We start from the raw sequence: 13,082 nt of genomic DNA, 5'->3' as shown, positions 1-13,082 counted from the left end.
ATCCTAGTTTCCTGTTAGCACTTGCTGCTCGATACCTGAAACAACCGTTAACGAACCTAATTTATCTCGACCAAAATCAACACTACTCGTTACCTGGGCACGGCGACAGCTCACTAAGTTCGCGCCTGTCGCATTAGCAGTTCTTTGGCACCCCACATCTTTAACAGCGGTCTCTGGCAACGGGGTGATCACTTGTGTGCCATTAAATACATTTTCAGTCACTTTCCCAGATAAGTTCGCAAAAGTAGCACCACCGTAATCGTTTATTACCTTAGCCAAGCCTCCGTCGGCAATGGCTTTGGCCTCAATTCGTTCAGATCCCGCTCCCGACATACGTAATGACTGCGTCGAGTTAACGGCAAGCGCTACTCCAATCACTGTCATGATAATCAGAATAATGAGAGATAGAAAAAGTACGATTCCTTGCTGTTTCTTCAACATGATTTTTCTAACCTCGAATTAATGCGGGATTTTCTAACACAATTGTCGTAGACATCACTTTGCGTCGATAATTATCGTTATAAGGACCTAATTGTTTATCACCAAAAATATATTTCACATCATTGGTATAGCTTAAATCCTTTTCCAAAGAGCGCACCAATATAAACAACTTTACTGAAACTAAACGCTGAAAAGATTCGTTATCCCAATTTTTAGTCGAGACATCTTTTGCAGGAACATACCCATCAGGACTATTATCTCCGTCATCATCAAATCCAAATAAGACTCTAATATTCTCGATACCTTCGACTAATTGTTCTTCATTTTTCATCCAATTATCGACTGAAAGATAACGACGACGTAATACAGGAATATCACCATCATTTCTTATATAATAGACATGGTGTTGATACTCCCAGTAACGTCCGCTTGTTAATGATGGAGCAGATGAAGCCCCGCTAAAAAAGATCGCCTGACTAGAATTTGTTACTACATATACTCTGTTACTATCTCTACTGGAAGCAGCTATATCTGGCCCTATTAGTCTTTTTATCTGAATAACATCCGTTTTTTCTGCGACATCATCGGCATTAGACAAACAAGTTAAATTAGTACTCTTCTCACCTAAACCGATTACAGGCCCATTTTTATCATGCTCATAACCCCATAAACGTCTAAAATGCGAAGGCTCTGTATTAGGAAGTGTCTGATTGTTCAGCCCACTGCCTTCACAATCACTTCCCCCAAGACTCGGTGCCACTGTAGTATTAGTATCACGAACAAAATCAGTACCCGTTAGATCAGCAAAAAAGCTGACCTGGCTGATATCCCGTTCCATTATTGCTAAAGCAATACGCCCATTTTCTTGCAACTGATTAAACTGGCTCGTCGTTGTCACATTTGATGAAGACATACTAAACATGGAAAAAAGGCCTGCAGATAAAAACAGACTAATAACGAGAGCGACCATCAATTCTACAAGTGACAAGCCCTTTTGCTTATTGTTTATATGCAAAGCCATTTTAAATAATCACCGTTTGAACAGAATAAAGTCGTCGATTTGTGGTAGCTGAACCACAATCGGATGTAGCAGAGGCAATTTTAGTTTTGCGAATCCCCTTCCAAGCCATAGTGACTGTAACGTCATTTCCATTCACTACGATACAGGCAATAGGAGTATCCAACCCTCCAACATTCTGAGTGCCGACCTTTTCTGCTGTACCAAAAAATGAAATTTGCCACTCATAGAGATCCCAAGCCGCCATCTCTGTAGATGAGCAAACCGTAGCGCCTTTGCATTCTTTACCAACACTCGTAGGCAGCTTACTGTATGTACCCGCATAATTGGCTAACTGAGTAGGATTTAACTTCATGCGATTGATAATATCGTTGGCGTAGTATGAGGCCTGGGTCTGCTGAAAAGACTCGAAGCTGCCTCGCTTGGAAACAACGTGTAGATTAAATATGCCGATCAGGCCAATAACAAGAATGACGAGCGAAACCATCACCTCTATTAGGGAAAACCCTTTCCCACGTTTTACCATGATGTCAAATCTCCGATATTAGCCATACTTTTGACAGTCGATTAAGTGGTTTAGTCTTTTAAAATCTGAAAGTTAGCATAACTTTAAACTATACTAGTTAATCATAGATTAGTCGAATGTTACTCGCTAGTAATATTAGGTCTAAAAAGGAATTTCGATATGCCGCGGGCGATTTTTAGGCAATAAAAAAGGAGGCTCAAGCCTCCTTTTCCTACCAAAACAGCAAGATACCTAGCGTAGTTCAGCCGGTACGGCAAATACGGTATCTTCTTTACGCCCTTCCACCTCGGTGATCACACTAGGTGCCAACTTGGCGATAGCATCGATAACCTGTTGTACCAACACCTCCGGCGCCGATGCGCCAGCGGTAACGGCAACCTTCTCGATATCGTTAAACCATTCGGATTTGATGTCGTCGGCATTGTCCACAAGATAAGACTGTGTGCCCTTCTTAATAGCCAGTTCCATCAAACGGTTCGAGTTGGAGCTATTCTTAGAACCCACCACAATGAAGAGGTCGACGTCATCGGCGACGTTACGCACCGCATCTTGTCGGTTCTGGGTGGCGTAGCAGATATCGTCCTTACGCGGTCCCTGGATTGACGGGAAACGCTTCTGCAAAGCCGCTATCACATCTGCTGTATCATCCATAGACAGAGTCGTCTGTGTCACGAAGCAGAGGTTATCAGGGTCTTTCACCACTAAGGCCTCTACATCGGCAGGTGACTCCACCAACAATACGCCGCCCTCAGGGTTGTCGTATTGTCCCATGGTCCCTTCAACCTCAGGGTGGCCCGCATGGCCGATAAGGATGCACTCGATCCCCTTACGACTGGCACGGGTGACCTGCAGATGCACCTTGGTCACCAATGGGCAGGTGGCATCGAATACTCGCAGGCCACGTTTTTTAGCCTCGGCACGAACTGCCTGGGATACACCATGAGCACTGAAGATCACTATGCTGTCGTCCGGCACTTGGTCTAGTTCGTCGACAAATACCGCGCCCCTGTCTTTGAGGTTTTGCACAACATATCGATTATGCACCACTTCATGACGTACATAAATTGGCGGCGAGAACAGCTCTAGCGCCCTCTCGACTATGCTGATGGCCCGATCGACACCGGCACAAAAACCACGCGGGTTGGCCAATTTAATCTGCAGGCTTTGAGGAGGTTGCGTCATGATTAAAGCTCCTGAACCACTTCCAATTCAAATGTCACCGCGCGCCCTGCCAATGGATGGTTAAGATCGACGGTTACCGAATCCCCAACTACCTCGCGGACGATACCAGGGATCTCACTGCCACCAGGTCCGGCGAAACTGACGATAACGCCAGTTTCGAGCTGCATATCGGCAGGAAACTTACTCCTGTCCATATGGTGAATAGCATCCGGGTTTGACTCGCCAAAGGCGTCCGCTGCTGCCAGAGTAAAGCTGTGCTTATCGCCTTGCTTGAGGTTCGAAAGCTCGGCCTCAAATGCCGGACTCAGACTCTGGTCGCCAATGTTTAACTTGGCCGGTTTACCAGAGGCCTTAGTGCTATCTGCGGTCGAACCATCTTCCAGCAGGATATTCATATGGCACAATAATGAACGTGTAACAGTCACTTCTTACCCCTTTGCAACGTCTTCGCCATTTGGCTTACGCTCTGAAATAAACGAATCCAGGATGATGAGTCCGGCTCCGACACAGATCGCCGAATCGGCAATGTTGAAGGCGGGGAAATGACTCGTCTTCCAATAGAAATCGAGAAAATCGACCACAAAGCCATGTTGCAAGCGATCAATTAAATTCCCCAGCGCCCCACCAATCACTAAGGTATAGGCCAGATTCAGTCGCCATAATCCTTTCGGTTGCTTACGCAGCCAGACGGTCAGCAAGGTACTAAAGCCGACGGCAACCAAGGTAAACAGCCAACGCTGCCACCCACCGGCATCATTTAGAAAGCTAAAGGCGGCACCATAATTTCTCACATAAGTGAAATTAAAAAATGGCAGTAAGTTAATTGACTCTCTCAGGTCAAAATTGGCTAGTACCCATTGTTTGGATAGTTGATCGGCAACGAACACCAATACAACTACCCAATACCAACGTAAGCCACTCTCTTTCCAGCTAGATGGCATTCGATTCCCTTATGCGAACTGGCGAACTTCGCCATCACCTTCGATGTTGGTCACACAGCGTGTACAAAGCAGTGGATGCGCTTCAACCTGACCCACATCTTCTCTGTGATGCCAGCAGCGATCGCACTTGGCCGCCTCTGTCTTAGCCACTAATAGCTTAAGACCAGCCAGCTCTGTCTCAACCGCATCGTTACCGGCGTTCGCCAGCGGGGCAATCTGAGTGTTGGAGGTCAGCAGCACGAAGCGCAGCTCTTCACCCAGCAGCGCCAGAGACTCTGTTAAGGCCTCATCGGCATAGAGAGTCACTTCGGCTTCTAACGAACCGCCGACACGCTGCTCGCGGCGCGCCTGCTCGATGGCCTTGTTTACCTCATCACGTACTGTGATGAGATTTGCCCAATAGTCGTCGCTCAGGTCACTATCTAGGGTCACAGAGACCAGGCCTTCGAACCAAGTCTGAGTAAAGACAAACTCTTCACGCTCGCCCGGCAGCGACTGCCATACCTCATCGGCGGTAAAGCTCAGGATAGGCGCAATCCAGCGCACCATGGCTTCGGCGATCAAAAACAGCGCGCTCTGACAGCTACGACGTGCCAGGCTGTCACGCTTAGCCGTGTACTGTCTGTCTTTGATGATATCCAGATAGAAGCTGCCTAGCTCAACAGAGCAGAACTGCATCAGTTTCTGGGTCACCAAGTGGAAGTTATATTGCTCGTAAGCCTCTAAGATCTCGGCCTGCAAGGCAGCTGCGCGGCGCACCACCCAGCGATCCAGCGCAACCATATCTTCGATGGCAACGGTGTCGTTTACCGGATCGAAACCATTCAGGTTAGCCAGCAGGAAACGCGCCGTGTTACGGATACGACGGTAAGCATCGGCGCTACGCTTAAGGATCTCATCAGATACTGTCATCTCACCGCTATAATCGGTCGCAGCTACCCATAGACGCAGAATGTCGGCGCCTAGCTTGTTAGTGACTTGCAACGGCGCAATCACGTTACCGATCGACTTAGACATCTTACGGCCCTGACCGTCCACGGTGAAACCATGGGTCAATACCTGCTTGTAAGGCGCCTTGCCGTTCATGGCGGTAGAGATCATCAGTGATGACATGAACCAACCACGGTGCTGGTCGCTACCTTCCAGGTAGAGATCCACCGGATGACCATTGTATTCAGGACGAGCGGCAACCACAGATGAGAAGGTAGAGCCTGAGTCATACCATACATCTAAGGTATCGGTAACCTTGCGGTATTGGTCGGCTTCTTCGCCTAACAGCTCTGCGGCGTCGAGATCCCACCAGGCCTGAATGCCTTCTTGTTCGATGCGATGGGCAACGCGCTCCATCAGGGCAACGCTATCAGGGTGCAGCTCTTCGGTATCACGGTGTACGAACAGGGTAATAGGCACGCCCCAGGTACGTTGACGTGAGATACACCAGTCTGGACGATTCTCGACCATCTTCTCGATGCGGCTCTGACCCCAGTCAGGGATCCATTGCGTCTTCTCGATCTCGCTCAGCGACTGAGTACGTAAACCTTTTTGGTCCATAGAGATGAACCACTGCGGCGTCGCGCGGAAGATAATAGGTGTCTTATGGCGCCAGCAGTGTGGGTAGCTGTGACGATAGGCCACATGATTCAGCAGTGCGCCCTTCTCTTCGAGCAGTGCAACCACACTATCGTTGGCTTTAAAGACATGTTGGCCGGCGAAGAACTCGGTATCAGGCTTGTAGACGCCGTTATCCCCTACAGGGTTAGCCACTTCCAGACCATATTTTTGACCGATAACAAAGTCGTCCTGACCGTGGCCAGGCGCCGTGTGTACCACACCGGTACCCGAATCGACCGTAACGTGGTCGCCAATGATGACAGGCACATCGAAATCATAGAAAGGATGCTTAAAGCGCAGCAGTTCCAGCGCCTGACCTTTCACTGTGCCCAGCACGCTATGCGACTCGGCGCCGTAACGCTCGATGCAAGACTCAACCAGCTCCTGCGCCACGATAATCGCGCGCTTGCTGCCATCTTTAGTGAACTCAACTAGATCGTAATCGATATCACCGGCCATTGAGAGGCCGCGGTTAGCAGGCAGTGTCCAAGGCGTTGTGGTCCAGATAACGGTCGCCACTTCGGCGTCAGATTGCTCTAATCCGAATTTAGCCAGCACAGCCGCTTGATCGACCGCCACGAAGGCAACATCGATTGCAGGTGAAGTCTTATCTTCATATTCGACTTCCGCTTCAGCCAGTGCAGAACCACAATCGGTACACCAGTGCACAGGCTTAACACCTTTGTGCAGGTGGCCGTTGTCGATCACTTTAGCCAAAGAGCGAACTATGTTGGCTTCGGTGTCGAAGTTCATGGTGAGGTAAGGATTTTGCCAGTCGCCCAGCACGCCAAGACGGATAAAGTCTTCGCGCTGACCATCTACCTGAGCAGCGGCGTATTCGCGACACTTCTGACGGAACTCGGCCGCAGAGACCTTCTGGCCAGGCTTACCCACTTTCTGCTCGACCTTAAGCTCGATTGGCAGACCATGACAGTCCCAACCTGGAATATATGGCGCGTCAAAACCTGACAGGGTCTTAGACTTGATAATAATGTCTTTAAGGATCTTATTTACTGAGTGACCAATATGAATGCTACCGTTAGCGTACGGTGGGCCATCATGCAAAATGAATGGCTTGGCACCTGTGCGGCTTTCACGAATCTTTTGGTACAGCTTCTTTTCTGTCCAAGATTTCAACATCTCTGGCTCGCGTTGTGCCAGATTACCACGCATCGGAAACTCAGTTTCCGGCAAGTTTAAAGTAGATTTATAGTCGCTCATTGATCCTATACCGTTAATTTAGCTGATTGCTCTCAGCCTGCATCGCAGCCAAGCAGGGCCTTGGCCCTGTCAGCATCATCTTTAATTTGTAGCTTCAGCGCATCTAAAGACTTAAATGGCTGTTCATCCCTAATCTTTGCCACCAACTCGACTTCGACGGTGCGACCATACAGGTCTCCTTCAAAATCAAACAGATGGACTTCTAACTGACAATTTTGTCCGTTGACCGTGGGCCTAAAGCCAACATTGGCCACCCCTTCATAGATATCGCTACCGTCCCAATACAACTTGACGGCAAAGACGCCCCTGACCGGCGACACCTTGCGTTTCAAGGCGATATTGGCGGTAGGAAATCCTATGGTGCGGCCGATTTTCTCACCATGGGCAACCTTACCGCTCAGGGCATATGGATGGCCTAGCAGGCGCCTTGCCTGCTCTAGGTTCCCCTTGGCGAGCAGCCCACGAATCTCGGTCGAGCTCACCCGTTTATCCCCTAGGATAAAGCTATGGGTATTGACCACGGCAAAACCATATTTTTCACCGGCGGCCTTTAACATCTCAAAATTACCGCGACGCTGCTTGCCAAAACAGAAGTCATCCCCCACCACCAGGTATTTCACTCCTAGCTGTTTTACCAGGAGATCCTCGATAAAGGCTTCGGCGGGCATGGCGGCAAACTTCTGATTAAAATTGACGCACAGCAGACGATCTATGCCCAGCTCATCGAGCAAGACGATCTTATCGCGCAGCAGACTCAGCCTAGCCGGGGCATTATCCCCCTTAAACAACTCTTGCGGCTGAGGTTCGAATGTCATGAGTGTTGCAGGAACCCCATGTTGCTTGGCTTTTTTTACAAGGGCAGCAATGACTTCGGCATGCCCACGATGCACGCCGTCAAAGTTCCCAATAGTCAGCACGCAACCCTGGTGTCTGGGTAAAATATTATGTATACCGCGGATCAGTTCCATTACATTCAATAACTAGCAAGCATAAGTTCGCGGATTATATACCAGCTGAGAAGGATAATCAGCAATCAAAAGCCAGCTTTCATCCTCCAGGGGCGAATTCCTAACAATAACATAGCCAACAGGTAGACCACAGCCCCTGCGCCAATCAAATAGGCCAGCTGAGTTGCCCTGCCCACAAATGAAAGCGCTAGCCAGGTATCAATGCTTGGCAACAATAGATAAAGCACGGCGATCATCAGCGCGGCGGCAACCAAGGTTTTACCCATAAACACAAAGGTCTGACGAGGAATTTGGTACACCCCCGCGCGATGTAAGCCCCGGTAAAGCAAACTTGCATTGAGCAGCGCCGATAACGAGGTGGCAATCGCCAAGCCCACATAACCGAATGGAAACACAAAAATCAGGTTAAACACCATGTTACTCACCATGGCAACTATGCCGTAACGCACAGGGGTTTTGGTATCCTGACGGGAGTAATAGCCAGGCGCCAGCACCTTGATCAACATGAAACTCAGCAGACCCGAACCATAGGCCATTAAACTATAAGAGGCCATATCCACATCATCTAGCGTGAAGGCGCCGCGCATGAAGAGCACCATCAACATGGGCTTAGCCAGGACGATCAGGCCGCACATGGCTGGCACCCCCATCAGCAGAATCGCCTTGACCCCCCAATCCATCGTCTTGGCAAACCCATCCCCCTCCACGTTAACATGCTTCTTCGACAGCGCCGGCAAGATAACGGTAGCAATCGCGATACCAAACAGACCTAAGGGGAATTCCAGCAGTCGATCTGAGTAGTAGAGCCAACTGATGGAGCCCGTCACCAAGAAACTGGCGATAAAGGTATCGAGCAGCAAATTGATCTGCGACACAGACACGCCAAACAACGCGGGTAGCATCAGGGTACGTATCTTAACGACGCCCGGGTGATGCCAGCCCCATGACGGTTTAACTAAAGCCTTCTCTCTGAACAGAAAGGGGATCTGAAACAGAAACTGGATCAGGCCACCGGCGAAGACGCCCCAGGCCAGGCCTAACTCCGGCTGATCGAGCTTAGGCGCCAGAAACAGCGCCGCACAGATGATGGCAACATTTAAAAACACCGGCGTGAAGGCAGATACCGCAAAGCGACCACGGGTGTTGAGTATCGAGCCCGCCAGGGCGGTAAAGGTAATAAACCAGAGATAAGGGAAGGTGATCTTCAGCATTAGTGATGCCAGCTCAAACTTCTGACCATTTGGCTCATCGTTTAGCCAGGCCAGGAACCAGCCGCCACCAAACAGGGCCGTTAATAGTGGCGAGGCGATCACCCCCACTAGAGTCACTAAGGTCACCACCAGCCCGAGCGTACCGGCCACCTTGGCGAGCAACTCGCGAACCGACTGGTCGTCATGTTTCTCTTGATATTCGGTCAAGACAGGCACGAAGGCCTGGGCGAAGGCGCCTTCGGCAAATAATCGGCGTAAAAAATTTGGGATCTTGTTGGCAAAAAAGAAGACGTCGGCGCTACTCCCGGCCCCCATCAAATTGGCGATAACCACGTCTCGCACTAAGCCTAAAACACGAGAAATCAGCGTCATAGCACTCACGATCATGCCTGACTTAAATAGTTTCTTGCTCAAAGTTCCCCCTGAAACGAGCACTACAGGTGTATCGAGCAAGTTAAAAAGTCGACTACCCCCTGTCACCAAGCAGCAAATACTGCTAGAATAGCGCACCATATTACACGAGTTAGGTTGAAGAACGCCAAGTCTGCTCTGATTAATTTATCTTTAGGATAAAGATCCGATCATTGTCATTGACAAACTGACGAAAAAAAGGCATATTCCTCGACCTTTAAAAATATCTAACCCTTTTAGGAGTTGCACCTTGGCTAATAGCAAGTCTGCAAAGAAGCGCGCGCTTCAATCTGAAAAACGTCGTCAGCACAACGCTAGCCGTCGTTCTATGCTACGTTCTTACGTTAAGAAAGTAATCGCTGCGATCAACACTGGCGATCACAAAGCGGCAACTGAAGCATTCAATGCTGCACAACCAATTGTTGACCGTATGGCGACTAAAGGTCTTATTCACAAGAATAAAGCTGCCCGTCATAAGGCTCGTCTAAACGCTAAGATCAAAGCACTAGCTGCTTAATCTTTTAGCGATATAAAAAAACCGGCTCAGGCCGGTTTTTTTGTGCCTGTCGTTCGAGCACCAATTCAATCTCGCCACTTTTCATGCCTGTATTAGAGTCATTCGAAAATTCGTAAATACTCTAAACGGGCAAAATCCCAGAGCCAAAAAACAAAAAGCTGACGGCCAGTCGCCCATCAGCTTTCTATCTGCGCTATTCTCAAGCCATTTAGTGACAATAGATAGTGTTAAGTAACTTAATAATTTCAGATACTTCCTTGCTTTTCAGCGAATAAAATACCGTTTGCGCTTCTTTTCGCGTTTCGACCAAATTGTCTTTACGAAGCCATGCTAAGTGTTGCGACAGCGCAGATTGGCTAAGCCCCAGCTTTTTATTCATCTCACCGACGCACATCTCACCTTCGCTCAACAAGTAGCATAAGATGAACAGCCGGCGTTCATTTGCTAAAGCCTTTAGCAATACAACAGCATTATCCGCTCGTTGTTGCATCAATTCTATATTCATTACGAGCAATTTCTCCTAAAACAAACCCCGGCACTAATATAGCGTTGACTTAAAGATATAGTCGGGACATAAAGCACACTTTTTGCTAGATTGTTTTCAAAAATGGGACATACGTAATAAAAATAAAGGAAACTCATGAAAAGCTCCCCTCTCATCCTCCTATCCACACTCTTTTTCGGCGGCCTATTTGCCTGTCAAAATGCGGCAGCAACAGACACAAATCAAAGTGTTAGTGCCAAGCTACAGCAGCAAGCACTCTCTTCGAGCCTGGCCTATGATATTGTCGAATCACTCACGGTCGAAGTAGGCCCTAGACTCGCGGGTAGCGACAAAGACTTGGTCGCCGTAGAGTGGGCCGAGAAGAAGCTCGGCTCCCTCGGTTTTGATAAGGTCTATAAAGAAGCCGTGCAGGTGCCCGTATGGCAACGAGGCGAGGCCAAGGCCAATATAGTCTCCCCTTACGCCCAACCTTTGGTGATCACCGCCCTAGGTGGCAGCGTCGGCACGCCGGAAGAAGGGATCAGTGCGCCAATCGTCCGCTTCGAGACTCTGGATGCCCTTAAACAAGCCGATCCAAGCCTGGTTGCGGGCAAGATAGTCTTTATCGACCACATCACCCCTAGATTCAAGACAGGTAAAGGCTATGGCATGACGGTTGGCGGACGCTCACGGGGCGCCATCGCCGCCGCAGAGAAAGGCGCACTCGCCATAGTGATCCGCTCTATCGGTACCGACCATGACAGAATGGCCCATACCGGTATGATGCGCTATCAGGACGGAATAGATAAGATCCCGGCTGCGGCCATGTCCAATCCAGATGCAGATCTTGTCACTTTGATGCTTAAGCGCGATCCCAACGTCGTGCTGCATCTCGAGATGAGCCCTAAAAACCTTGGCTACGCCACATCCTATAATGTGATTGCCGAGGTTACCGGCAGCAGCAAACCCGATGAGATAGTGCTTATCGGCGCGCACCTGGATTCATGGGACGAAGGCACAGGCGCCATCGATGACGGCGCAGGAGTGGCCATTGTGACCGCCGCAGGCCACTACATCTCTCAGCTCCCCGTTAAACCTGCCCGCACGGTTCGCGTGGTGCTCTACGCCGCCGAAGAGCTGGGGTTAATTGGCGGTAAGAGTTACGCCAAAGACCATCAAGCCGAGCTGACGAAACACTATATTGCCGCCGAATCTGATTTTGGCGCCGGGCGTATCTACCAAATCGACTTTAACGTTGCCGATAAAGCCTTTGCCGCCGTGCAGGCTCATACCGGCTCGATGCAGGATAATGGCGTCGCCCCTGGCAACAACAAGGCCTCTGGTGGCCCCGACGTCTCCATGCTGCCAGGCTATGGCGTACCCGTGGCGTCACTCAGACAAGATGGCAGTGACTATTTCGACTATCACCACACGCCAAACGATACCTTGGATAAGATCGATCCTGAGGCGCTGGCGCAAAATGCGGCCGCCTACGCCCAGTTTGCTTACCTCATGGCGCAATCTGAGATTGAGCTAAGACCGCTAACCCCTAAGGCCAAATAATCAAAGCAAGGCCTTGATAATCGGCCATAGATGATAGCCAACGTGAGTTCATGGCATACGTGAGCTCATGGCCAACGAAAGTTAAGTTGGCTTAAAACTAAAAAAGCAGCCTATGGCTGCTTTTTTTATCGCGTTGACAGAATCTTTCACTCTACAAATAAGTTCTTAGCTTAGGCTTGCTCTTCTCGCAGGAACACAGGCTCGTTAACACTGGAGTCTGCCTCACTGTAGTAATAACCCGCGGTGTCGAACTTAAGCAGCTCTTCATAGCGACTCACCTTGTTATCAAGCATGTAGCGCACCATCATGCCGCGGGCCTTCTTGGCGAAGAAACTAATCACCTTATACTGACCATTCTTCTTATCCTTAAAGATAGGCGTGATCACCTGTCCCTGGACCTGCTTTGGCTTCACCGACTTAAAGTACTCGTTAGATGCCAGATTCACCAGGATATCATCGCCCTGTTCGGCCAACGCCTTGTTGACCTCCTGAGTGACGATATCACCCCAAAACTGGTATAGATTCGCCCCGCGGTCATTGGCCAGCTTAGTGCCCATCTCCAGACGATAAGCCTGCATCAGGTCCAGTGGGCGCAGCAGGCCATAGAGGCCTGACAGGATACGTAGGTGCTGCTGGGCGCGCTCCAAGCTCCCCTCAGACAGGGTATCGGCATCCAGCCCGGTATAGACATCGCCACGAAAGGCAAACAGCGCCTGCTTTGCATTGTCCAGATTGAAATCGCGATGCCACTCGGCAAAACGTGCGGCATTAAGTCCGGCAATCTTGTCGCTGACCTTCATCAAGGAAGCGATATCGGCTGGTGTTAGCTCTCGACACACCTTTATCAAGGCTTCACTGTGTTCGAGCAGTGCAGGCATAGTAAAGGTTTGGGTACTTGCTGGCGTTTCATAATCCAGGGTTTTAGCCGGAGAGACTAAGATCAGCATAAATTATCCTTTGTTTCTAACATTAAGCGAGGTGACTATCA

Annotated in this window: 13 protein-coding genes; 2 read left to right on the top strand and 11 right to left on the bottom strand. The window is 49.5% G+C overall.

The window, feature by feature from the left end; translation table 11 throughout:
- Positions 1–3: 3 nt before the first annotated feature.
- The 9 genes from K0J45_RS05520 to murJ form a co-directional block, all read right to left on the bottom strand.
- Positions 4–438 carry a pilus assembly PilX N-terminal domain-containing protein gene (locus tag K0J45_RS05520; RefSeq protein WP_220045224.1) on the bottom strand — a complete coding sequence of 145 codons (435 nt, stop codon included), beginning with the start codon at positions 436–438 and terminating at the stop codon, positions 4–6.
- 10 nt (positions 439–448) lie between these two features.
- Positions 449–1,462, bottom strand: a complete 1,014-nt coding sequence (locus K0J45_RS05515) for a PilW family protein (RefSeq protein WP_220044579.1) — start codon at positions 1,460–1,462, stop codon at positions 449–451.
- 1 nt (position 1,463) lies between these two features.
- Positions 1,464–1,985: a type IV pilus modification protein PilV gene (pilV, locus tag K0J45_RS05510; protein WP_220044578.1), complete on the bottom strand. Its 522-nt coding sequence runs from the start codon at positions 1,983–1,985 to the stop codon at positions 1,464–1,466.
- Positions 1,986–2,216: 231 nt separating this feature from the next.
- Complete coding sequence (gene ispH, locus K0J45_RS05505) at positions 2,217–3,146, bottom strand: 4-hydroxy-3-methylbut-2-enyl diphosphate reductase (protein ID WP_220045223.1); 930 nt, start codon at positions 3,144–3,146, stop codon at positions 2,217–2,219.
- Positions 3,147–3,169: 23 nt separating this feature from the next.
- Entirely contained in the window at positions 3,170–3,592 is a 423-nt protein-coding gene (gene fkpB / locus K0J45_RS05500; protein WP_011864905.1) for an FKBP-type peptidyl-prolyl cis-trans isomerase, read from the bottom strand.
- Between the two features lie 3 nt (positions 3,593–3,595).
- Positions 3,596–4,108: a signal peptidase II gene (gene lspA, locus K0J45_RS05495; protein WP_011864904.1), complete on the bottom strand. Its 513-nt coding sequence runs from the start codon at positions 4,106–4,108 to the stop codon at positions 3,596–3,598.
- A 9-nt stretch (positions 4,109–4,117) separates the two neighbouring features.
- Positions 4,118–6,940 carry an isoleucine--tRNA ligase gene (ileS, locus tag K0J45_RS05490; RefSeq protein ID WP_220044577.1) on the bottom strand — a complete coding sequence of 941 codons (2,823 nt, stop codon included), beginning with the start codon at positions 6,938–6,940 and terminating at the stop codon, positions 4,118–4,120.
- 32 nt (positions 6,941–6,972) lie between these two features.
- Positions 6,973–7,908, bottom strand: coding sequence for a bifunctional riboflavin kinase/FAD synthetase (ribF, locus tag K0J45_RS05485; protein WP_011864902.1), 936 nt, complete (start codon positions 7,906–7,908; stop codon positions 6,973–6,975).
- Positions 7,909–7,973: 65 nt separating this feature from the next.
- Positions 7,974–9,533: a murein biosynthesis integral membrane protein MurJ gene (gene murJ / locus K0J45_RS05480; protein WP_220044576.1), complete on the bottom strand. Its 1,560-nt coding sequence runs from the start codon at positions 9,531–9,533 to the stop codon at positions 7,974–7,976.
- A 247-nt stretch (positions 9,534–9,780) separates the two neighbouring features.
- Between murJ and rpsT the strand changes: the two genes are divergently transcribed.
- The gene (rpsT, locus tag K0J45_RS05475; RefSeq protein WP_011864900.1) at positions 9,781–10,047 is read left to right on the top strand and encodes a 30S ribosomal protein S20; all 267 of its coding nucleotides are present in this window, start codon (positions 9,781–9,783) and stop codon (positions 10,045–10,047) included.
- Between the two features lie 208 nt (positions 10,048–10,255).
- On the opposite strand, the gene K0J45_RS05470 is transcribed toward rpsT, so the two are convergent.
- Positions 10,256–10,552 carry an ArsR/SmtB family transcription factor gene (locus tag K0J45_RS05470; protein ID WP_011864899.1) on the bottom strand — a complete coding sequence of 99 codons (297 nt, stop codon included), beginning with the start codon at positions 10,550–10,552 and terminating at the stop codon, positions 10,256–10,258.
- A 135-nt stretch (positions 10,553–10,687) separates the two neighbouring features.
- Here K0J45_RS05470 and K0J45_RS05465 point away from each other — a divergent pair, with 135 nt between their 5' ends.
- A complete protein-coding gene (locus tag K0J45_RS05465) occupies positions 10,688–12,094 on the top strand; it encodes a M28 family peptidase (protein ID WP_220044575.1) in 1,407 nt (468 codons plus the stop codon).
- Positions 12,095–12,264: 170 nt separating this feature from the next.
- On the opposite strand, the gene yaaA is transcribed toward K0J45_RS05465, so the two are convergent.
- Positions 12,265–13,041 (bottom strand): peroxide stress protein YaaA, encoded by a 777-nt coding sequence (yaaA, locus tag K0J45_RS05460; RefSeq protein ID WP_220044574.1) that lies wholly within the window; start codon positions 13,039–13,041, stop codon positions 12,265–12,267.
- Between the last annotated feature and the right edge of the window lie 41 nt (positions 13,042–13,082).

Origin of the sequence: Shewanella alkalitolerans (genome assembly GCF_019457575.1) — a bacterium.
GTDB lineage: Bacteria > Pseudomonadota > Gammaproteobacteria > Enterobacterales > Shewanellaceae > Shewanella > Shewanella loihica.
This window is presented reverse-complemented; position numbering and strand designations above follow the sequence as displayed.